Consider the following 22,150-nt stretch of genomic DNA (forward strand, 5'->3'; position numbering starts at 1 on the left):
AGTAAAGAGAGGCTTCTTTATGTACAAAGAATATAACATCGATCAACTGTCCTTGCCAATGGACTTGCAAGAAGATATCCCCGAAAATCATCTCGTACGCGTCATCAACAATGCGGTCAATCGCTCACACAGCGCATCTACTCCTCTCGCCAAATTGCCAACGCCGTACGTGAGAATATCATGTTCATGTAGCTGGCTGCTAGGCAACGTCCAGATTTCCGTACCATTAACCGTTTCCGTTCTGATCGCATGAAAGACGTGCTCGAGACCGTCTTCACGGCAGTTCTTCAGTTTCTCAAGGAAGAAAACTACACAAAGTTGGAGCATTACTTTTTAGACGGAACAAAATCGAAGCCAATGCCAATCGCTACACGTTTGTCTGGGGCAAGGCTGTCGTCAAACAGAAGATGAAGTTGCAAGAAAAGGTGCAGACCTTGTTCGCTGCCATTGAAGAAGCAGAAAAACAGGAAGATCAGGCGCTGAATAACTTGGACCTTCCAGAGCTCGGAGAAGCTTCAGCCATTACGAGCGAAAAGCTGGAGCAGGCTGTTCAGCAATTAGAAAACAAGCTTCAAGAAAAGCCGAAGGACAAACCGCTAAAAAGCTGTTCGCCATGTCCGGAGGGATCTTCTGCCTCGCCTGCAAAAATATGAAGGGCAACAAGAAACGCTCGGAAGCCGAAACGTCCCACAGATACACGTTGCCTGAAGCCGCATCTAGACAAAGTAAAAGCCTCTTTAGGGCAATTGCCGGGAACCATCATCGCAGATGCAGGTTATGGCAGCGAAGAAAACTATGCTTATCTGGAGTCCGAAGAACAACGAGCACTTGTGAAATACCATACTTATCACAAAGAAAACACGAGGGCATGGAAACAAGATATTAGTAAGTTCGAGAACTGGCTCTATGACGAGAGCGAAGATACCTGGACCTGTGCGGCTGGTCAGAAACTGCTATTCCGTTATGAAAGCAAAAGCACGACAGAGAGCGGATATGAAGTCGTTACGCGTAACTACCGCAGTATCTCTTGCGAGGGCTGTCCGCTAAAGGAAAGATGTACAAAGGCCCAAGGGGATCGAGAAATAAAGGTCAGCATGGAATATCTTCGACTCAAACAACAAGCAAGGAAACAATTAAAGAGCGAGGAAGGACATGCCCTGTCGGTTCGACGAATGCACGAACCCGAGAGTGTATTTGGCCAAATAAAAAATAATCGGGGATTCCGCAGATTCCTGCTTCGAAGCTTGCCGAAAGTTAGCCTGGAGGTCGGGTGGCTTTCGCTTGCCCACAATTTGCTGAAGAAAGCAGCAAGAACAAAAATAGTGCTGCAAGGGTAACCCTCTGCTGCACTATTTTCATAAAAATCACTCTTTATTTACTAATGCGAGCCGTCTTTAAAGTGAGCGATCACCTTTGAGACGGCCCCTTCCGTTTAATTGCTGCGCGGACGTCGGTTGTAGCCTTTCTCGTCATAAGGCTGGAGCTTTTCCAGCCAAAGCTCGAGCAGGGCATCCACTTCCGCTTGGTATTTCTTCAGTTCGGACCGGTCGGTTAGATTCTCCTCGCGAGGTTTGATCGAATCCAGCTCCTCGAATTCAAAAGTACTTCCGCCGTATTTGTTCCAGTCCTGCTGCAATTCAAACACTGTGTTCATATTTGTCTGCTTCATGAAAGCCAGCCGGTTGTTCGCGCCATCCAAATCCATCGTGCCAGCTACCAATATTTTGCCGTTCTCAACATTCCTGATCTGATAGATCCCCATTCTCCGGAAGGATTGGGAATAGGCCGTGCCTAATTCGCGCTTGCGTTGCTTTTCCACTGCTTATCATCTCCTCCATACTTATTTACTAATTTACTAAATAAGTAACGTAGTCAACGATAGCATATCACTCCTTGAGACGTCAACCGGACCGGATACAAAAAAGCGCTGGAATGAACGGATTCATTCCAACGCTTTCTAAAGCAATTATGCTGATAACTTAATGATTCTGAGCGATGCGCTGGCGATCGTCTGATCGGCAACTCCGCCAAACGGAGGATATTGGATTCTCCCGCTAATATTAATATTCACTTGCGTGCTGGTTACCGGTATAAGAGCGCGAAGCTCGACCACATCGCCTGCAACTAATCGCATAATAGCCGTTGCGCCAACGTTATTCACCTGCTGGCCGTCCGTAACCGCAAGGCCCGAGGTGGTGGCAGGATGCAAGGCGCCGTTAATAAAGATGCCAAACGCGCAATGGGTTGGCGGCGGCAGGAAGGATACGCTCCAGTCCGCCGTGTAATCGCCTGCAGCAGCGACCGTCAACGACGTGGCGGTAGCGACGATCCCTCCGGCCATCACGGATGACGGTTGATCAAATTGATTAAAACGTACAGCCTGGTTATTAATTAGCGTTTGATCCGCATTGTCGTAGATGTTGGCATAGGCGGGTGAAAACGCCCCAGGCGGACCTTGAGGGCCAACCGGTCCTTGGATTCCTTGCGCTCCTTGCGCGCCTTGTGCTCCGGCCGGACCTTGAGGACCTGCTGGCCCTTGCGGCCCTAGAGGACCCTGATTCTCGAAATTATTAATAATCATATTAATTTGGTTAATTTCGGTAATAAACGTGTTTTGCTGGACTGTCGTTAAATTAACCGTCTGCATGACGACAAACAGCTCGTTAATAATCAGCTGCTGTTCAACAGCTTTGTCCATTAGAGACAGTTCAATTCTTCTAAGCAGGTCTATAAAGTCTCTTAACAACTTGAGGAGGAGTTTTTTTCTACACATATGGGACTTGCTGACGAGATCGTGGAGCCTAATATTTTGCGTCATCAAGCCATGATTTGCAGTTGGATCCATTTGAGTTAAAGCTGCGGGCAACTCATTCTGAATGCCCTCCAGAATGCTTATTAAACGAGCAAATTCCGCATCCGTCATTTTAGATCGGCAAGGCTTTCTTTTTGGATGACGGCAAATCGCTTTGCGTTTGCAAGGCTTATGCTTTTTAGCTTTAAGTACTGCGGATTTCAAGCTTGCACCTCCATCGTTGTTGTCCCGTTAATTTATGTGGGACAAGAGCCGCGTGGCGTATGCGCTTGTCATGCTTGCCTTAAAAAAGGCGTTATTCTCGTGTATATAAGTCTAGTTATTCCTTAACAAACCTTCGCGCCATGTCGGGTACTTGGGCAGCCATCCATATTGCTGTCTGGCCTTTGTATTGGACGCGCCGCGTTCTCCGCGATTGGAACCATCCTGAGCGACAGGCTCCGGTGCTCCAAGCGAACGCGCATATAATGGCAGCCACAACTTGCCCGCCGCAGGCTCATCGTCCACGATGTTAACTGGACCAGAAGGCCAATCTAGAGCCAGGACAGCCGACCGCGCAGCGTCTTCTACATGCAGGAACGAAGTAACGCCGTCCGTCGCCGGAACCAATCCTTGCTTGACCCGTCCGGCAAACAACCCGTGTTCTCTCTCATAGAAAGTACCAGGACCGTATAAAGCGCCATAACGCAAAATAACGGCATGCGGCATTTCTGCTGCCGCCTGTTCCATTGCAATGACGCCGTCCACCGATATTTTTCTTGGCTCCGGCGCTTCGATATCCAGCTCTTCGCCTTCCGAAGCAATGCCCTGGCCAGGTTCATACGCCCAAGATATACTCTGCACAATCATCCGCGGAACATTGGCCGCCAAGGCTGCGTCAACCAAATTACGCGTCCCCTCCGTACGGATCCGCGCGTTGTCCGCAAGATTCCATTCGCTCAGAGCGGTCAGCTGGTGAATAACGGCATCAGGGCGCAACTCTTCAATCAACTCGAATATTCGCTCTCGGTCGAATATATCAGCCACTACAGCAGATGCTCCGGCATGCTCAATTTGAGCAGCCTTTGCCCGGTCGCGCGTCATGCCGACCACTTCATGTCCTGTTTCAGTCAGCATGGGAAGCGACAATCGCCCTATTGCGCCGGCAGCTCCGGCAACGAAAATTTTCACGACAGCATCCGCTCCTTTTCCTTGAACCTATTGTTGGGGTTGCTCTGCACCAGTCCCCTTCAGCTTGATCTTGAACAACAAGCGAAGCAGCGGCGGTACCGCAAAAAAGATAAAGAAGGTACGGAACAATTGATAACCCGATACCATCGACAGATCCGCGTTAATCTCATGCGCCAGAATGCCCATTTGATCCATCCCGCCAGGCGCCAGGCTAAGAAGGGCCGTCGATCTGGACACCGGATGCAGCAAGGTGAGCAGTTCGCATAATCCCCATGCGATGATCATAAGCACCAGACCGCTTCCAATCGCAAATGCGAAAGTCCTTACTTTCCGCTCCAGCCTGCTTGGTTTCAAGAGCAAACCTACATACGTGCCAATCATAAGTTGTGCGGCGCTAATGAGGCCGGATGGCAGCGATGGTCCGTGAAGGCCAATGCCTTGCAAGATAGCAGTAGCAATCGCAGGACCTAACAAGAATGCCGTTGGAAAGTTAATGCGGTTCCCGACAATTGCGCATACAGCGCATACCGGTGCGAAAATAAACATACTCGGAAACAAGCCTGCCCAATCCGCATGTTGCGTAGTTAACGCGACTGCCGCTGCGACCGAATCATGTACCTGGCCGAATACCGGACTAAAGACAAGAAGCGGTATGCCGATGACGATAATCATTAACCGGATCACTTGCGTAACGGTAACGACCGTCAGGTTAACGCCTTCGGTTTCCTCGGCAAGCGCAAGCACCTGCGACAATCCGCCGGGAATGCTGCCGAGCAAAGCGGTCTTGAAATCCGTATCCGACAGCTTCGATACCAAGTAAGCAATTCCCGCGCAAAAGAGCAGCAACACAAGCGTCATCAAAAACATGGATGGCAGCTGATGCCCCATTGCCTTCAGCGCCGTCCCCGTCATCGATAATCCAATTGTGTAGCCCACAATGATCATGCCGCTGTTTCGGATTTGACTAGGCCAACGGTATGCCCCTTTCCATATATTTGTGCCAATCAGCACGGCAATCATAGGTCCAAGCAGCCATGGAATTGGCGTATTCAGCAAGTTGAACAGCATGCCTCCGCCAACTGCGGTGATAAGCGTTATAAGAAATTTAAACCCGTTTGTAGTAGTTAACGTCTTGCTGCCCATCTTTATTACCCGTCCTTTCCTTCCTGCTTAATCATACCGGAAAGTAACGATGCCTGCATAATCGGACAGCCGCTCCTTGGTGACCTCTAGCTCCTTCACTTCTTTGGCCGGCTGATTGGCCGCCGTTATAAAGGAATCCACTTTATCGAATAGCAGTTTGCCCGGAAGGCCAAGCGCCTTCGTCCGGTAATGCATGGGAATCGTTATAACGGGGTTAAGCTGCTTTCTAACTTCGGCCGCTTCGGTACCGTTTAGCACCATTTTGCCTCCGGCCGGAACGATGAGAATGTCCACTGGGCCGATTTGACGAATTTGCTCTTCCGTGAGCAAATGTCCAAGATCCCCGCAATGGCAAATCGTTAAATCCCCTGTCCGGATAACAAACACGATATTGGGTCCTCTCTTCTTGCCGCCAACCTTATCATGGAAGGTCGGGATCCCCGTAATCGAGACATCCTTTTTCGTATAACTTTTCGCTTGGTTGACCAGCATATATTCGCCCGAAGCGACCTGAATCTGGTTATGATCCTTATGGTTATGGCTCACGATCACGATATCGGATTCAATGCCCTTTGGCATCCGGTAACCAAGCAACTTCCCATAGGGATCGATTAGAATCCGCGACCCTTCGTCTGTCGTCAGCAAAAAAGCAGATTGTCCATACCATTTGATTTTCATTACGATATTCCCCTTCGAATATGTGCGTCATTTTGCACATTTAAGATAAAAAATTTAATCCACCAAATCAGCAATCGTATAATTGCCCAACACAAAATAAACCTGATCGGAAATATCCGTCATGATTTTTTTGAAAGATTCATTCACTTTTTGGCCGAAATGATGATTCCCGGTCGTATCCAGCATACGGTCCCACGCCGGCTCTTCCTCGTGCACGGTCTGGTAAACTTCGCGCAGCGTAATGAGTCCGGGACGTTTCGCCAATTGGTAGCCGCCTGCGCGACCTTGCTTCACTTCAATAATTCCCCCGTCTACAAGCTGGGACAAAATCTTGCGCAAGGCGGTAGGTTCGCAATGTATCAGCTCTGCCATTTCTACGCTTGTTAACAGCTCCGTATGGGAAGCCAATACGATTAAAGCTTGAACGCCGAATCCAAACCGCTTCAGTTGTGCCATGTAAAAGACCGTTTCCTCCTTCATTTAATATGTGCTAATTCTAGCACACTTTATTAAAGGCCACAAATAAAGCCCTTTGTTTGTATTTGGGTTAATCAGCAGCCTGCACATTAAATGTTCTTCCGATCGCCATTGCTCAGGGATTCCTTTGAATCAACGAGGTATGGTTGGCATCCCTTCACAAAAGCGAACGCTTCAAAGCTTTCTGAAAGAAAGCTACTTCGTAAGCATGAGCTTTGCTTCTCCAGAATCATTTAATGCTCCGTCTACCCGTAACCCACTCATAAAATGCTCAAACAAAAAGAAGCCGACCTTTGTTAAACATTGGAACAGAAGATCAAATTATTCTCGGTTACGAAGATGCAGGAATAACCGGGGATTCCGCAGATTTCTGCTTCGATTATTGCCGAAAGTTTGCCTGGAGGTCGGATAGCTTTCGCTTACCCATAACTTGATGAAGAAAGCAGTAAGAGCAAAAATAGCACTGCAAGGGTAACCCCCTGAAGTGCTATTTTCATAAAAAAACGTTTTTATTTACTATGCGAGCCATCTTTACAGTGAGCGATCACCTTTTGAGACGGCCTGTGATAAGTTTATAATTCCTCATAAATCCGAATTTCAATCACTTCGGCGCGTTCGCATCCATTGGTTTCCTTCACGACGATCCGGATTCGATCTGTCCGGACCGGCTGGTTCAGCGCATGAATTTTTTTACGGGAACGGTTATGCTCGTCGCTAGCTACGGTAATCCATTCGCCTGTTGCCCATGCCTGAACGTCATACGACTTGACGAGCTCCGGAATGACGAGAAACGGCGTTTCATGGTGATGCAGATTAATTAAGTCTTCGTTCACGTCGTCGTTAAACGTAATTTGAATTTGGCTCACGTCCGCTGGCTGGGCAAGGGCAACTTCCACCCATTCCTCGCGGCCGCGCTCAAGCGGTTCGGACACCCACATATGCGGACCACCGTAAGGCCGAACATAACCGTCAACGACTTTCTCCGGACCAAAGGCATTCGTCTGAACCGTAAAACAGAACGGTCTGCGAACGAGCCTCTTCATCGACCATTCAATAACCGGCTGATCCGGCTGATGATCCTCCAGGTTGGAGCTGACGACTGGTTTAACGCCACGTTCGAACGAAAGCACGCCGGTTGCCGGCACTTCGGACGTATATAGACTTACCGCCTCATTCGCGCGGACAATGGCAAATACATTGCATGGTTCGCCGTCAAACAACGCGTTCTCCACCGGAATAGACAGCCATTGTTTCTCTCCCGCCTCGACTTCAATCGTTAGAGCTTGCAGGAGGTTGGCCGGTACGTAATTCTCATGGCGTCCCGTATCCCACAGCTCTACGGTTAACCTTGTCGCCTCGGAAGCGGTGGCAAGCAAAGATAAATCTTCAATCCCGCCATCGGCCGGGAACAACAATCCAACGTCCGAGGTGAGCGCATACGCTTCTGAAGGGCGGTCAATCGCAATGCGCCTTCTCGTGCTTGAAGCGCTTAAGGTACCTTGTCTCGCCAGATCGGCGGAATCTTCATTGCGCAAGCCAATAATGGACGCATCCATCCTGAGCATCGTCTGCTGAAGCTCGGTCATATGCTGCGCGCGCAGCTCGCGTGGCGTTACGCCTTTCTTGACGGATAACGCAGCTCCAACGCCTGCCGCTTCTCCTATTACCGCGCATGTTGCCATAACCCGGGTTGTTCCGAACGCCACATGCGACGCGCTAATATTGCGTCCCGCAAATAACAGATTGCTCACATTGCGGGAATAGACGGAACCAAATGGAATATGATAAATGCCGTCCGCATGCAGATGTTTGGAACCGCTTTCCGTTGCGTACATCCCTTGCGGCGGATGCAAGTCGATTGACCAGCCGCCAAAAGCGATCCGGTCATCGAACGGACGCTGGGAGATCACATCGTTTTGCGTCAGAATCGTATCTCCGAGGAAGCGGCGGTATTCGCGTTTGCCCGGCATGGAGCCTACCCACTCTAGCGTCATATTGTCCGCTTCGAACTGGCCGGAGTTCTTAATATAATCCCAGATGCCGTAAATAACCGACCATAATTCATCCCGGATCCGTTCATTCTCATGGACGGTATCAAGTTCCCCGCCCCATTCAATCCACCAATAATGGCAGCCCGAATCGCCGCTGCGGATCACGCGTTTGAGCGGAATCGAGGTCGTCGTTATGTCCTTCGCAAACGAAGGGGCAACGAATCTAACCGGTTTGCCCGTATCTTTCGTATAGAACAGCAAGGTACTTCCGAGCGTTATATCGTCGGCAACTTCCGGCGCCCAATCCTCGCCAAACTCATGGCGGGCTTCACGCCCGATTCGGTAGGCCGCGCCGGCGAGAAAACCTACTAGACCATCCCCGGTACAGTCCAAGAAAACTTCGCTCTCAAACGTAATGTCCCGCTCCGACCCCATCATCCATCCGGTTACGCTCCGGATCACACGGGCATCCAGCTCCCCGTCCGCTTCCACTTCTCTGACATCCGTATTCATGAACAGCGTCAGATTAGGCTCCGCCCGAACTGCCTCAAGCAGCGTAACATCCCACAAATAAGGGTTGCCTTCGGGATTGCGGTATTGATTCTGAATAAACAATTCTCCCATAATGCCGGTCTCGCGGGCATAACGGTTAACGCCGTGACTTGTCGCCCCGCATACCCATACCCGCACCTCGGAGCTAGAATTGCCGCCAAGCACGGGCCGGTTATGGACAAGCGCCACCTTTTGTCCCAATCGTGCAGCCGCGATAGCCGCGCTAATTCCCGACAGACCTCCACCTATAACCGTAACATCGGATTTGACCGTTTCCTGTCTCATGTTGGATGAGCCTCCTTTTAATTAGCCTTTAACAGCCGAACTGGATATGCCTTGGATAATGTATTTCTGGCCAAGCAGGAAAATAAGAATCATAGGTACAATTGCCGCGGAAGAAGCAGCCATCATGCCGTTATAATCAACGTTGTTTTCCAGAACGAAATTCTGGAGGCCAAGCGGAATCGTATACAGCTTTGGACTTTGCAGGAACACAAGCGCATTCTCGTAATCATTCCATTGCCAGGAAAAATCAATAATCGCAAACGTGGCTAGCGCCGGCTTGGCCAGCGGCAATACAAGCTTGAAGAAAATCCGGAAATGTCCGGCACCGTCAAGAAACGCCGACTCCGTAATCTCTTTGGGAATGCCAAGGAAAAACTGACGAAGCATAAATACGCCAAAGATCGAGAACATCGCAGGCAGAATCAGCGCCCAATGCGTGTTGTAAATATGAAGCCAATTAAACATGATGAACTTCGGAACAAAAATAACTTGAGGCGGAATCATCATCATGGATAAATATACCATAAAGAGAATATTGCGTCCCTTAAATTCCGTGCGTGCAAACCCGTAGGCTGCAAGGGCCGACAGGAAGACGGCGCCGGCCGTCCCAATAACGGCAATCTTAAGCGAGTTCAAATAATACGGCATAAAATTATAACTTCCGGTCCAAATCCGCTTATGGCTGCTCCAATCCAGCTTCGAAGGAAGCCACTGCCGGAACACTTCGCTAGGCGTTTGCAAGGATGTACTGATCATCCATAAGAAGGGGACAATCATGAACAATCCTGCAATCAGCATCAGAATCGTAACGGGAAGCTTAACCGAGAGGTTCTTTTTCGTTTCAATCATCGGGCCTCGCTCCTCTCTTAGTAATGGACCCAGCGTTTTTGGCCGACCCACTGGATGATTGTGATAAAGAGTATGACTGCAAACAGGAACCAGGAGATCGTCGACGCATAACCCATTTCATAGTAGCTGAAGGCGGTTTTGTAGACGAACAGCGATAATATCGTCGTGCTTCCGCTAGGACCGCCGCCCGTAATCGCTTGAATGAGAGAGAAGGATTTCATCGTCATAATAAGACCTGTAATAAGGAGCATAAACGTCGTCGGGCTAACGAGCGGCCATACAATCCGCCATGTAATCGTTGCCGAACCCGCCCCGTCGATGCGCGCGGCCTCCAGTTGTTCGGTCGAAATTTCCTGCAGGGCAGCCAGGTAAATAATCATGTTGTAGCCTAACATAAACCAGATCTGTACCACATCGATCGCAAACATCGCCGAGTCGGAATCGGCGAACCAGCCCGGTGGCGATGCGATGCCGATCAAACGAAGCACTTCATTAATTGGTCCTTGGGACGGCTGGAACAACAGCATCCAGACAAACGCAACGGCTACGCCGCTTGAAATATAGGGAAGGAAAAACATTCCCCGGAGCAATCCCTTCAAGTACACATTGCGGTTCAGCACTAGTGCAACAAGAAACGCAAGCGCAAGCGATACGGGAACGGACAGAAGAAAAATCGCCGTGTATTTGATCGACGCATAGAACTGATCATCACCGAATAAGCGGTTGATATTATCCATGCCGGTAAACTTCCAGTTTGGATTTGCGAATTGATAATCCGTGAACATCATCATGAAAGAATAGAGCGCAGGTATTATAAAAAAGGCGAGAATGCCTAGCATATTCGGCAATATAAAAGCATAACCAACCCAGCCTTGCTTCTGAACCCAGCTTTTTCTTCTCACAGAAAACGCCGCCTTTCTTGATCGTATCGGGCTATTTGGATATAACAAAGAGAGAAGAAAGGAAGCGGATGATCCTTCTTCTCTCTTGGAGGTTTTGTCACTATGAAGGTTACTTGATATATTCCTGATGGCGTTTGGCCATATTTTTAAGCGTGGCATCAATATCCTGCTCGTTCAGGAAATACTTCTCATATTCTTCTTTGCGGGCATCAAGCGCTTGCTGCGGCACGCTTAACTGGAACGAAGGGAACTGGCCAAACACAACCCGGTTCATCGATTCGGTATCGTACTTGTCTTCTACCCCTTTGAGCAGCAGATCCATCGCTTGTTTGTTGTCTACGCTCTTCGAGGATGGAATCCGGCCGCCGCTTGCCATCGGCAACATGCCGCCGTCCGCATACCATTTCGCAAATTTCCAGGCCGCGTCCTGGTGTTTCGACTTCGCGTTCACGGAGAGCACGTCGCCCAAACCGCCGGGATATTTGTAATCCTTCTGGTCGGCCGTTACTTTCGGAATCGTTGCGAACGCAATCTTGAAGTCATGCGGGAAGTTGGTCAGGTCATTGGCATTGCGGAAAATAAACTCGCCAGCGGACAACATGGCTGCTTCGCCTTTCAGAAACATCGTATCTACAGGCATCTTGCTCGTAACTTGCTCACCGTACTCCGGAGTCGACTTATCCACGAACATCATGTCATGCACGATTTGCAATTGCTTCTTCCACAGGTCATTGTCAAAGTTGGATGTCCCGTCCGGCTTCGTTACGCCAAGACCGGCAATCGTTCCGTCAATCGTGGCGGTAAAGGCCGCATCATGCTGCAGGAGACCGTATACGTTGTCTTTTTTCAGCTTGTTCGCGTAGTCTCTGAGGTCATCCCAAGTCCAGTCCACTGGCGGGATTGGAAGACCGGCATCATCAAGCATCTGTTTGTTAAGCCAAATGAATAGCATGTTTTTCTTTGTAGGAATGCCGTAGTATTTGTCCGCGATTTTCCATTGCGCCGCATCCTGCCCCATCTGATCATCGATGTTATAGTCGGTTTTGGCGCTCAGATCGAGAGCAACGCCGGCGTCAACGCGCTTCTGCAGACGAGTGAGCGTATAGTTGATGTAGAGGTCTGCATCCTGTCCCGTCATTAGCGCCGTATCCAGCTTCAAGTTGCCCGGATCATCGTTAACGTAGCGAATGTATTCGACCTGAATATCCGGATTCTCCTTATTCCAAGAATCAATGACGGCTTGCGGACCCGCTTCGGCAGGAACGGCTCCCCACATGGTGAGCTTCACCTTCTCGCCCGAGCTGCCAGCCGGCGCTTCGCTTGCCGTACCCGTGCTAGTGCCCGCGTTATTGTTATTGCCGTTGCTGCCGCATGCACCCAGAATGGAAGCTGCCAGCGTCGTAATGAGCGCAATCTTGAGCCAACCTTTTCGTTTCTTCATTTGTATTCCCCCTTCTGAAGATGTGCTGCCTGTTTGCTACGTCTTTAACTTTATCACCTGCCCGGCGCTTGGGGGATGAACAGCGTTTGGACATTCATAGAACGAATTTTTGTTCTTTCCGGTATTCGTTTGGCGTCACGTAGCACCAACGCTTGAAAATTTTGATGAAATAGTTGTCATTCTCGAAGCCTACCGAGCGGCCGATCTCGCTGACCGTTCTGTCCGTCTCGGCCAGAAGCATCTTGGCGGCTTGAATCCGGCGGTTCTGAATGTAATGCGTAAGCGTCGTGCCCGTCTTCTTCTTGAATAAATCGCTCACATAACTGGCATCCATCCGAATGTAATCCGCCAGGCGCTTGAGCGTAATTTCCTCGGCAAAATGCTCCTCGATGTAGTTGATGATCCGGTTCATCTCCGGATGATCCGTTGGTTCCTGCGCTGATTTTTCCGGGAACCACTTATCCGCCTTGCGGAGTTTCTCCATTCTTCCTAGCTCGGCGGCCACTTTGTCCATCGCTTGCTTTAATCCCGCCAGATCCAGGGACAACTTCATCAGGTAACCGGATGCCCCGTACTCCACGGCCTGCCTCGCGTATTCGAATTCACTGACCGCCGTCAGCATAACAAACCGGCAATCATAACCTTCTTCCCGCGCAAGCTGCAACAACCGTACGCCGTCCATAACCGGCATAATAATGTCCGAGATGACCACATCGGGCTGAAGCTCCCGGATCATCTTTAGTCCTTCTTCCCCGTTGGCAGCTTCTCCAACAATCTCGAACGGAATCTCCGCTTTGGCGAACAGTTTGCGGAGGCTTGCCCGCGCATGCTGCTCGTCTTCAACGATTAACGTTTGCCACATGGTTCAACCCCTCTTTCTCGTAAGGCTTAGATAACAGTAACGGACAATGCAGCATAACCCGCGTCCCTTCGTTTGACGATTCCAGTGCAAGACCGGAAGGCTGATTCTTGAACAACAGCTCCAGGCTTTCGCGTAAATTTTGAATGCCGATGCTTTTCCGTTTGCGCGTAGACTGATTCGCCTTCGCTTGCTCGATCCCCATTCCGTTATCAATCACTTCCAGGTAAAGCTGTTTGTTGCGGCTAGTGGCCCGTATAACGATGTGTCCTTCGCTTTGCGACTGTCCAAAGCCGTGAAGAAGCGCATTCTCCACCAAAGGCTGCAGGCAGAACTTTGGAATAAGCGCGTATTCCAGCTCGCCTTCAATCTCATATTGAAGCTCGATGCCATGTCCAAACCGTTTGCGCTGAATGTCCATATACGACTCGATCAGCACAATCTCTTCCTTCAGAAGAATCAAATCTTCTTCGGCATGAAGCGTCGTTTCTAAAATTTTGCCAAGCGATACGCATATTTCATAAATATCATCTTCGTCCTTGTCAAGCGCGATACTCTTGATCGTGTTCAGCGTATTAAGCAGGAAATGCGGATTCATCTGCCCAAGCAGCACCTGGAACCGGACGAATTGCTTCTGCCGTTCCTCCAGCTTTAACCGCTCCAGCAGCTCGTTAATATCGGTGATCATCGAATTGAAGCTGCGGGTCAACGCCAGAATTTCGCCGCGGCCTTGCTCCGGCAGCTTCGCCTTCAAATTGGATTTAACCGTTGTTTCCATCTTGCGCTGCAGCAGCTTGAGCGGTCCCATTACCGTAGACGAGATGAAATAGATCATAAGGACAAACATAAACAAGATCGCCATGTATAAGGCAAAAGAACGTTTCTTCTGCTTGTCCACTTCATCAAATAGCAAGGACAATGGCACCTTCTTCACGAGATAACCGTCAAGCTCTCCAATCTTGCTGTAGGTATACAATGTCTGTCGATCCACTATCGACTTGGAGGTGGTCGATTCGTCCATGCCGTTCCGGCTTGCCGCAACGATCCCGTCCGCTACATTTGCCGGCACCTCTTCTTCCGGTTTCGATTGAAGGATGGCATGGCCGCTTGCGTCCAGCAGAAAATACGCGCCATCGCCGGCCGCATCGCTGCCGGATATCCGCTCCGCGAACCACTCCTCATAATCGATGCTGAACCGGCCGTACGCAAAAGGTTTTAACCCGTCATCCCTCATCACTTCGTACAAGCTGAGCATGCGGTTGCCTTTGGTCTCCCGAATAACGGTCGACTGGTCATTTGTATGCCAGATATACCGCTGCCCGCCTTCCTTCTTCAGCTCCCGCACCCAAGCTTCCGAGCTGATTTCTTCGTAATTCAAGGAATTTTCCGGCGTATAGGAAGTGTAAGCGTTTCCTTTTAAGTCGATTAACGTGTAATAAACGGTAGCTCCCGTGAGGAAAAAGCTGTTTTCGATACCCGCAAATTTATTCTCAACGATTTTTTTGCGGTTGATGGCATCATATTGCTCCGGCTTCTGCATCACTTGGCGAAGGACGGAATCCTGTTCGAGCAGCATGCCCGTCTTCATCACAAGGCTCATCAGATCAACTAGATCCGTCTTGATTTCTTCCAGCTGCTCGATGTTTTTGTCGGAGGCATTGCGCTGGAGCAGCTCTTCCGTCTCCCGGAAATTGTACAGAAACAGCAAAGCAATCGGAACGAGCAGGAAAATCAGGAGGGATAACAAAATCCGGTTTTTGAACGTATCCGGCGTTATTCGGCGGAACCATCGGGTCAACATTCGCGATCAGTCCTCTGCTGGGATGTATACCCTCAATGTACTTGACGCGCATGCGAATCGGCAAGGGGCAGTTTGTGGTTAAAAAAAAAGCGGCTGTACTGGAATTCAGTACAGCCGCTAAGGTCTCTCCCATTTGGTTAATGGGCAAACGAAGCAATCGAATGATTCTGTAGAAGCGAATGCGTTCGCTTTTGCTCGGGGATTCCTACATATACACATCTAATCTAAGGAATCCCCGAGCAATGGCGATCGGAAGAACATTCGAATGCGCAGTTTGGATCATTAACCTACTTCCTCTTACGGCATTTCTTCTTTTTGTCGGTGGAGAACTGAATAAACGTACCGCTGACTTCATTCCGAAGGACATTGCGGAATACAAATGCCGCCACGTTATTATAGTTGCCGTAGAAGTCGGAAAGATCGTCATTATAGAACTGCACAACCCGGATTTTGAACACCGGATAAACATACGTTTGACCAAAAATCGTTCTGACGGAAACAAAATGGAAAAGGCGGTTTGTGCGGAATGCAGTCCGGTATAGGTCTGCGATTTCTTTAGGCGTTAAGGTTCTCGTAATAGGTTCGATCACCTTGCCGCCGCTTATCACCAGTACTTGAATGCTTATTTCGCCAATTACTTTAACGGGGGCAACAAGCGTTGCTAATGCTTGGGCTTTCTTGATCCCTTTGACGTAAAGCTTAACAATAAACTCGCCGTCTCCGTGATCTTGCAGCGGACCTACCGATACCAACGGATCTTTTCCGACGGAATACTTAATTTCGTTGTAATACGTAAATTCAGGCGGAGACAAACTGATTCTGGCTTTTCTATTTATCGTCATTATGAATCTCCTCTCTCCCATCAATCTTACTTCTATACTATTTGCAGAGAGAGGAGCCTGTTACCGCATTCATCCATAGGGGACAACTATATTTTTCTACTGAATGGCGTCTAGGAACACATAATAAGTCCGGCCCCGCTCGGCATGAAATACGCCATTCGCAAGTTCAATCGCTGTCCCTCCGTCATCCTCTATTCGGATGGATTGGTTATACCGGATTTGGCAATAGCCGCTGCTCGTTGCCCTTACATCCGCCCGCTTCAGCTCGCCGCCTGCCCATTCCATGCCGATTACAAAGCCACCTCTTGCCTTAAGTCCGCTAATTTGACCGTTTGCCCATTCAGCGGGCAAAGCCGGCAACAGTTCGATATAACCTAAGTGACTTTGCAGCAAAAGTTCGGCTATCCCGGCGCTGCCGCCAAAGTTGCCGTCGATCTGAAACGGCGGATGGGCATCGAGCAAATTCGGGTAAGTTGATCTTGCCAATAACGTTTGAACGGCGCCATAGGCCTGTTCCCGATCTTTAAGACGGGCAAACAAATTAAGCAGCCAAGCACAACTCCAGCCGGTATGCCCTCCCCCGTGTGCCAACCTGCGCTGAAGAGACGTAACCGCCGCTGCTAGCCACTCCGGCGTATTTTCGTTAATCTCATTGCCCGGGTATACACCGTACAGATGCGACACATGGCGATGCCCCGGTTCGCTTTCCTCAAAATCCTCATACCATTCCTGCAGTTGACCATGGCGGCCAATCTTATAGGCGGGAAGCCGTTCCAGCGCCAACAGCAGTTCATTTCGGAACGCCGGCTCCTCGATCTCCAGCACCTGAATCGCTTCCAGGCAGTTTCTGAACAAATCGCGGATAATGGCAATATCCATCGTAGATCCATAAGACACGCTGCAGGCTTCGCCGTTTGCCGTTACGAACTTATTCTCCGGGGAGGTCGACGGATTCGTTACAAGATCGCCGTTTGGCCCTTCGATCAGCCAATCCAGGCAAAATAACGCTGCGCCTTTCATCAGCGGATAACCCTTCTCTTCCAGAAACGGCTTATCCAAGTTATACAGATAACTCTCCCACACCTGCCGGACTAGCCAAGCTCCGCCGAGCGGCCAGAACGCCCAGCTTGCGCTACCGCCGGTCGGAGTGGTCATTCGCCACAAATCTACGTTATGATGGGCGGTCCAGCCTCTGCTTCCGTAATGGATTTTTGCCGTGCGCGCGCCAACGGTACTCATCTCTTCCAGCATCGTAAAGAGCGGTTCATGGCATTCGCTCAAATTGCATACTTCAGCAGGCCAATAATTCATCTCCGTATTAATGTTAATCGTATAATCGCTATGCCATGGCGGAGAGACATGATGATTCCAGATTCCCTGCAGATTGGCGGGCTGGGTGCCCGGTCTTGAGCTTCCCATCAGAAGATAACGGCCATAATGGAAATAGAGCGCTTCCAATTGCGGGTCCCGTTTAGTTGCCTGATAGTTTGCCAATCTGCGGTCAGTCGGTTGTTCTTGTTCCTCCCCGTCTATTTGATCCGACAAGGAGAACGTAACGCGATCAAATAATAACCGGTGATCTTCCGAATGCCGCTCGCGCAAAGCTTCGAACCCTCGTGCCGCAGCAGCTTGAACACGAATGCCGCATCTAGCGGCGCATGCTTCTTCATTCGGGGATTGATCGTAACCGGCGAAACCCGTTTCGGCGGTCAAATAGATATGAAAGTACGTCGCATCTCGAACGAGAATAGACTCTCCGTCACACTTCACGCTGCCATCCGATTCGACCTGCACGCGAATTTCAAAAGGCAACCCAAGTCCTTCTTCATATAACACGTCCATCGGATGATCTTTATGATAGTTGCCTGCCACATGGCTTGGAGCTTGTCCAATTAACCGCAGGCCATTCGCTTCCGCATGCTCCAATCGGTATTGAAGCAAGGAATCAACAACGATGTCTCGGTCCATGGTCCCGCCGGTTGCCTCATACCTAACAACTACTAACTGATCAGGCGTGCTTGCGAAATATTGTCCGTTGACCGTAACCGCACCATCTTCATAACGTACCGCTGCAATCCCGTCATTTAAGTGGAGCTCTCTCCTGTAACCGGATATTGCTGACTCCGAATTATCGCGCCGGATAATTGACAAACCGCCAAGCGGCAAATACGGCTCTACATCCCGGCCTTGCATATTCGCTTCGATCAGACGCTCCGCTTCTTCGTATTTCCCGGAAAATATAAGCTGTCTAGCTTTCGCCAAATATCTCTGGGCTTCGTAATTGATCGGATCCCGCGGAAAACCTGCCCATAACGTATCTTCATTGAGCAAAATTTGATCCTCATCCGTGCCGGAGAACACCATGCCGCCAATTCGGCCGTTGCCGATCGGCAGCGCTTCTTCCCACTCCGCTGCGGGTTGATCATACCACAGCTTCCATTCCCGAGATGCTCCCATTCCTTACCCTCCGTCTCCTTAACGAGAAAAGAGCCCGCATAAATCGGGCTCTCTTATCCTTAATCGTTTATTATTCGTTCCACAGTTTTACGCGGGCTTTAACCAGATCTTCGCGGATTTTTTCTGCTTTTTCAACATCGGCTTTCACAAGCTCTTGTTGGTAAGCATCCCAAATTTTATCGAAGTCTGCCGGCTTAGCCAAGATTGCTTCCGGAATACGTTTCCACGTAATGTCAGTCAGTTTCTTCTCGATGACTACAGCTTCGCTGTCGCCAGGGATCGGAATGTTCCAAGCTGCGCCCCAAGGCTTAACTTTGAACTCTTCTTCTTTAGGGAACAGGTCTTTCCAAGTTGTTGCGTTGTAAGCTTTAAGCACTTCTTTCTCTACATCGTTAAAGCCGGCCACGATTTGCTCAGGGAAGTTTGTTGTATAGTAGTTGCCGCTTGGATCTTTAACGCCGTCGCCGTAGTGGCCGCTAAGCAGGTTGTACAGACCAATACCCGTTTCTTTGGTGAAGTTAACGGCATCGTTGATTTTACGGTTGTTTACATCTTCAGGGATAACGCGTTTACCGTCAACCACGTTGTATTGTTTGCCCTCAATACCCCAGTTCATAAGCACTTGGCCTTCATCGGAAGCCAGGTAGTCAAGGAATTTGATTGTACGAACCGGATCCGGATTGTCTTTGGAGATCGCTACGCCGCTGCCAGCCATAAAGCCTGTTGGCCAGAACGATGCTTCTTTGATATCAGCGGACATTGTAACCGGATAGTGACCGTAACCTTGGTCGAATTTGCCTTCTGCTTTCAGCGCTTTCTCGCCGTCGCCATAATCCCAATCTTGGTCGATCAGACCAAGAACGCGGCCGGAAGCGATCTTCGCTTTGTATTGGTCATATTTTTGCACGAAGCTTTCTGGATCCAGCAAGCCTTCCGCGTTCATATGGTTAAGCCATTTGAAGTAATCTTTCTCTTCCGGACGACGGAAGTGGTACGTTACTTTTTGCGTATCCACGTCGATATTGAACTCGCCGTCATCGGAACCGCCAGTAGCAAAGAATGCAGGGTTCGTTACCGAGATGTACATATGCCAGTCGTCCGCATTCAGCGTCAGGCCGATATTCGGGTTGCCGTTCTCGTCTTTCGGATGAAGAGCGAGATAGTCTTTAATCGCTTTCTCGTAATCCGCAACTGTCTTAATTTGCGGGTAACCCAGCTCTTTAACTACGCGGTGCTGCAGCTCGAAACCGCCGCCAGCGTTGAAGTATTGCTGTCCGATCCCGTTGTAGGAAGGAATAACATAGATCGCATGGTCATCGTCGCTGTAACGAAGACGGCTCATGTTGCCTTCAAACAATTTTTTAAGATGAGGAGCGTATTTATCAATGAGATCAGTCAGATCAAGTACAGCGCCGGCATCAACGAATTTCGCGATGCTTTGTTTCGCGCTGATCAGGTCGGGATACTCGCCGCTTGCCGCGATCAGGGACGATTTTTGAACGGCATCGCCAACTGCGAATTCAGCATCAAGCGTAATACCCGTTTTCTCCGTAAGCGTCTTACCGATTTCGTCTTGCATGTTCGCCCAGTTCGGGGATGGATCTTCGCTGTAGTAAGACAATGTGAGCGGCGAAGTATCTTCAGGAGCTGCCGACTCCGTGTTAGTCGCATTGTTGCCTGCGTTTGCGCTTGGGCTGTTTGCTTCATTGTTGCCGTCGTTGTTGCTGCCGCATCCAGCCAGCATGCCTGCAACCAAAGTAGTAGACAATGCGAGGCTTGACCACTTGCTGATTTGATTCATGTAATAACCCTCCTATATATTTATGAAAGCCATATTGTATTAACGGGTTTCCCCAGGAATACCACTTCTAAACTTCGCTTACCCTTTAACCGCACCTAATGTCATGCCTTTCACGAAGTAACGCTGCAAGAAAGGATAAACGAGCAGGATCGGTACGGTTACGACGATGGTTATCGCCATCTTGACCGACTCAGGCGAAACGGTAGACATCATTTGCGTCATGTTCGAGTTGTGAATGTCCACATTGTTGCCTGATGTTGTACTTTGCAATACTTTCATCAGCTCGTATTGCAGCGTCGTTAACGCCTCGGCCGAGCCGTTGTACAAATAAGTGTCGAACCAGGAATTCCACTGCCCGACGGCAAGGAACAAAGCGATGGTTGCAAGCGCCGGCTTCGACATCGGAAGAATAAGGCGCCAGTAGATCGTGAAATCATTTGCGCCGTCCAGCTTGGCTGATTCTTGCAGCGCATAGGGGATGCCATCCATAAAGGAGCGGATAACGAATACGTTAAAGGCGCTTACGAGCCCCGGCAAAATGTAAACCCAAAACGTTCCCATCATGTGCAGGTCGCGGATCAGGAAGTAGACCGGAATCAAGCCGCCCGATACGTACATCGTCAAGGCCAGGAAGACCGAGACGAATTTGCGTCCCTGGAAGTCTGGCCTGCTGAGCGTAAACGCCAGCATCGAAGCGCTGATCAGACCAAGCACGGTACCGGCTACCGTACGGAATACCGAGATCTTGAAGCCGGTAATCAAGCCGCTGAAGGAAAAAATGACTTTATAGTTCTCCAAAGTTAAATCTCGCGGGAAAATCGTGATCCCGCCTCTAACGCTGTCTACCGAATCGTTGAATGAAAGAGCAAGCACGTTCAGAAACGGATACAGAGTAACAATCATAACGAAGATGACAAACACGTATACGACTACACTTAGAAACCGGTCTGACAGAGGCGCGTTGCCCAGCAGTCTTTTTGATGTCATGGCTCACACTCCTCCTTACATGATGCTTTCTTTCGTAATTTTCTTGAAGATTCCATTGGCCGCGAAGAGCAAGATAATACTTACTACCGAGTTGAAAATGTTAACCGCCGTACCAAACGAGTAACGGCTCATCTGCAAACCGTACTCCAGCGAGTACAAGTCAAGGACTTGCGAATAATCCCTAACGAGATTGTTGCCGAGCAAGAATTGCTTCTCGAAGCCGATCTGGATCAAGTGGCCGATCGACATAATAAGCAGAATAATAATCGTTGAACGAATACCCGGCAGCGTAATGTGCCAGATTTGGCGGATGCGGTTCGCGCCGTCAACCTTGGCCGCTTCGTACATTTCTTGGCTGATGCCCGCAATGGCGGCGAGATAGATAATCGTATTCCAACCCATCTCTTTCCACACGTCGGAGACGGTGACTATGCCCCAGAAGTAATGCGGTTTTGCCAAGAACTGAATCGGCTGATCGATCAAGCCCAGCCACATCAGAACCTCGTTGATTGTACCGTGGTCCGTCGACAGCATCTTGGACACGATGCCTGCTACAACGACCCAGGATACAAAGTGAGGCAAATACGAAATCGTTTGAGCCACTCGTTTGAAGGCCATGTTTTTCACTTCGTTCAGCAGGACCGCGAATACGATCGGCACTGCAAAACCTGCGATAATGCCCATGAAGCTCATGGCAAGCGTATTCCTCATAACGAGGTAGAACGTATCGTCTTGGAATAAAATTTTAAATTGGTCAAAGCCAACCCAGTCCTGCTCCCAGAACGATTTGGCCGGTTTGAATTTCTGGAAAGCCATTGTCCAGCCCCATAACGGGTAGTAGCTGAATACGAACACCCAAATGATGAAGGGCAACGACATCATATATAAGTATCTGTTGCGGAGTGCTGTTCTCCAAAAACTTCTCTCTCTCTTTTTCCCCAGCGTCTGCTGCTGAACGCCTGCTGAGCTTGTTGTGACCGCTTTCATCGGAATCCCTCCTGCCTTATGCATTTATGATAACGGATACATGGCAGATATCGGTACCCAAAGGATTTGGCATAAAATCATATAAAAATTAGTGTAAGCGGATTCACCACAAAAAA

Annotated in this window: 18 protein-coding genes and 1 pseudogene; 2 read left to right on the forward strand and 17 right to left on the reverse strand. The window is 49.6% G+C overall.

Going from position 1 to position 22,150, the window contains the following annotated elements:
- The first annotated feature begins 19 nt into the window (after positions 1-19).
- Positions 20-1,337 (forward strand): annotated as a pseudogene (locus QQK89_RS29700) (transposase).
- A gap of 95 nt (positions 1,338-1,432) precedes the next feature.
- On the opposite strand, the gene QQK89_RS03780 reads toward QQK89_RS29700, so the two are convergent.
- The 12 genes from QQK89_RS03780 to QQK89_RS03835 all read right to left on the reverse strand — a co-directional run bounded on the left by QQK89_RS03780 (position 1,433) and on the right by QQK89_RS03835 (position 14,960).
- Positions 1,433-1,819 (reverse strand): GIY-YIG nuclease family protein, encoded by a 387-nt coding sequence (locus tag QQK89_RS03780; RefSeq protein ID WP_284237108.1) that lies wholly within the window; start codon positions 1,817-1,819, stop codon positions 1,433-1,435.
- A gap of 147 nt (positions 1,820-1,966) precedes the next feature.
- Entirely contained in the window at positions 1,967-3,016 is a 1,050-nt protein-coding gene (locus QQK89_RS03785) for a hypothetical protein (RefSeq protein ID WP_284237109.1), read from the reverse strand.
- A gap of 111 nt (positions 3,017-3,127) precedes the next feature.
- The gene (locus QQK89_RS03790) at positions 3,128-3,982 is read right to left on the reverse strand and encodes an NAD-dependent epimerase/dehydratase family protein (RefSeq protein ID WP_284237110.1); all 855 of its coding nucleotides are present in this window, start codon (positions 3,980-3,982) and stop codon (positions 3,128-3,130) included.
- Between the two features lie 27 nt (positions 3,983-4,009).
- Positions 4,010-5,125, reverse strand: coding sequence for an AbrB family transcriptional regulator (locus QQK89_RS03795; protein ID WP_284237111.1), 1,116 nt, complete (start codon positions 5,123-5,125; stop codon positions 4,010-4,012).
- A gap of 27 nt (positions 5,126-5,152) precedes the next feature.
- Positions 5,153-5,803, reverse strand: coding sequence for an MBL fold metallo-hydrolase (locus tag QQK89_RS03800; protein WP_284237112.1), 651 nt, complete (start codon positions 5,801-5,803; stop codon positions 5,153-5,155).
- 54 nt (positions 5,804-5,857) lie between these two features.
- A complete protein-coding gene (locus QQK89_RS03805; protein ID WP_284237113.1) occupies positions 5,858-6,259 on the reverse strand; it encodes an Rrf2 family transcriptional regulator in 402 nt (133 codons plus the stop codon).
- A gap of 593 nt (positions 6,260-6,852) precedes the next feature.
- Entirely contained in the window at positions 6,853-9,108 is a 2,256-nt protein-coding gene (locus tag QQK89_RS03810) for an FAD-dependent oxidoreductase (RefSeq protein ID WP_284237114.1), read from the reverse strand.
- Positions 9,109-9,129: 21 nt separating this feature from the next.
- Positions 9,130-9,957, reverse strand: coding sequence for a carbohydrate ABC transporter permease (locus QQK89_RS03815; RefSeq protein WP_284237115.1), 828 nt, complete (start codon positions 9,955-9,957; stop codon positions 9,130-9,132).
- 17 nt (positions 9,958-9,974) lie between these two features.
- Entirely contained in the window at positions 9,975-10,859 is an 885-nt protein-coding gene (locus tag QQK89_RS03820; RefSeq protein ID WP_284237116.1) for a carbohydrate ABC transporter permease, read from the reverse strand.
- 109 nt (positions 10,860-10,968) lie between these two features.
- Positions 10,969-12,300: an ABC transporter substrate-binding protein gene (locus QQK89_RS03825; RefSeq protein ID WP_284237117.1), complete on the reverse strand. Its 1,332-nt coding sequence runs from the start codon at positions 12,298-12,300 to the stop codon at positions 10,969-10,971.
- Between the two features lie 94 nt (positions 12,301-12,394).
- Positions 12,395-13,162 carry a response regulator transcription factor gene (locus QQK89_RS03830; RefSeq protein WP_284237118.1) on the reverse strand — a complete coding sequence of 256 codons (768 nt, stop codon included), beginning with the start codon at positions 13,160-13,162 and terminating at the stop codon, positions 12,395-12,397.
- The gene (locus QQK89_RS03835; RefSeq protein WP_284237119.1) at positions 13,140-14,960 is read right to left on the reverse strand and encodes a cache domain-containing sensor histidine kinase; all 1,821 of its coding nucleotides are present in this window, start codon (positions 14,958-14,960) and stop codon (positions 13,140-13,142) included. The genes QQK89_RS03830 and QQK89_RS03835 overlap by 23 nt, the downstream gene beginning before the upstream one ends.
- A gap of 35 nt (positions 14,961-14,995) precedes the next feature.
- Between QQK89_RS03835 and QQK89_RS03840 the strand changes: the two genes are divergently transcribed.
- Entirely contained in the window at positions 14,996-15,133 is a 138-nt protein-coding gene (locus tag QQK89_RS03840; RefSeq protein WP_284237120.1) for a hypothetical protein, read from the forward strand.
- A gap of 114 nt (positions 15,134-15,247) precedes the next feature.
- Here QQK89_RS03840 and QQK89_RS03845 read toward each other — a convergent pair whose 3' ends face one another.
- From QQK89_RS03845 to QQK89_RS03865, 5 genes are all read right to left on the reverse strand, one after another.
- Positions 15,248-15,802: a hypothetical protein gene (locus tag QQK89_RS03845; RefSeq protein ID WP_284237121.1), complete on the reverse strand. Its 555-nt coding sequence runs from the start codon at positions 15,800-15,802 to the stop codon at positions 15,248-15,250.
- A gap of 96 nt (positions 15,803-15,898) precedes the next feature.
- Positions 15,899-18,259 carry a glycoside hydrolase family 95 protein gene (locus tag QQK89_RS03850; protein ID WP_284237122.1) on the reverse strand — a complete coding sequence of 787 codons (2,361 nt, stop codon included), beginning with the start codon at positions 18,257-18,259 and terminating at the stop codon, positions 15,899-15,901.
- Positions 18,260-18,329: 70 nt separating this feature from the next.
- Positions 18,330-20,060 carry an ABC transporter substrate-binding protein gene (locus QQK89_RS03855; protein WP_284237123.1) on the reverse strand — a complete coding sequence of 577 codons (1,731 nt, stop codon included), beginning with the start codon at positions 20,058-20,060 and terminating at the stop codon, positions 18,330-18,332.
- 78 nt (positions 20,061-20,138) lie between these two features.
- Complete coding sequence (locus QQK89_RS03860; RefSeq protein ID WP_284237124.1) at positions 20,139-21,047, reverse strand: carbohydrate ABC transporter permease; 909 nt, start codon at positions 21,045-21,047, stop codon at positions 20,139-20,141.
- Between the two features lie 15 nt (positions 21,048-21,062).
- Complete coding sequence (locus tag QQK89_RS03865; RefSeq protein WP_284237125.1) at positions 21,063-22,034, reverse strand: ABC transporter permease; 972 nt, start codon at positions 22,032-22,034, stop codon at positions 21,063-21,065.
- Positions 22,035-22,150 lie beyond the last annotated feature (116 nt).

The organism is Paenibacillus glycanilyticus, assembly GCF_030161375.1.
In the GTDB taxonomy this organism is placed as follows: Bacteria; Bacillota; Bacilli; order Paenibacillales; family Paenibacillaceae; genus Pristimantibacillus; species Pristimantibacillus glycanilyticus_B.

Coding starts and splice junctions, on each gene's coding strand:
- QQK89_RS03795 (WP_284237111.1), bottom strand. CDS start 5,125: ATGGGCAGCAAGACGTTAACTACTACAAACGGGTTTAAATTTCTTATA.
- QQK89_RS03800 (WP_284237112.1), bottom strand. CDS start 5,803: ATGAAAATCAAATGGTATGGACAATCTGCTTTTTTGCTGACGACAGAC.
- QQK89_RS03805 (WP_284237113.1), bottom strand. CDS start 6,259: ATGGCACAACTGAAGCGGTTTGGATTCGGCGTTCAAGCTTTAATCGTA.
- QQK89_RS03810 (WP_284237114.1), bottom strand. CDS start 9,108: ATGAGACAGGAAACGGTCAAATCCGATGTTACGGTTATAGGTGGAGGT.
- QQK89_RS03815 (WP_284237115.1), bottom strand. CDS start 9,957: ATGATTGAAACGAAAAAGAACCTCTCGGTTAAGCTTCCCGTTACGATT.
- QQK89_RS03825 (WP_284237117.1), bottom strand. CDS start 12,300: ATGAAGAAACGAAAAGGTTGGCTCAAGATTGCGCTCATTACGACGCTG.
- QQK89_RS03830 (WP_284237118.1), bottom strand. CDS start 13,162: ATGTGGCAAACGTTAATCGTTGAAGACGAGCAGCATGCGCGGGCAAGC.
- QQK89_RS03835 (WP_284237119.1), bottom strand. CDS start 14,960: ATGTTGACCCGATGGTTCCGCCGAATAACGCCGGATACGTTCAAAAAC.
- QQK89_RS03840 (WP_284237120.1), top strand. CDS start 14,996: ATGTACTTGACGCGCATGCGAATCGGCAAGGGGCAGTTTGTGGTTAAA.
- QQK89_RS03845 (WP_284237121.1), bottom strand. CDS start 15,802: ATGACGATAAATAGAAAAGCCAGAATCAGTTTGTCTCCGCCTGAATTT.
- QQK89_RS03850 (WP_284237122.1), bottom strand. CDS start 18,259: ATGGGAGCATCTCGGGAATGGAAGCTGTGGTATGATCAACCCGCAGCG.
- QQK89_RS03855 (WP_284237123.1), bottom strand. CDS start 20,060: ATGAATCAAATCAGCAAGTGGTCAAGCCTCGCATTGTCTACTACTTTG.
- QQK89_RS03860 (WP_284237124.1), bottom strand. CDS start 21,047: ATGACATCAAAAAGACTGCTGGGCAACGCGCCTCTGTCAGACCGGTTT.
- QQK89_RS03865 (WP_284237125.1), bottom strand. CDS start 22,034: ATGAAAGCGGTCACAACAAGCTCAGCAGGCGTTCAGCAGCAGACGCTG.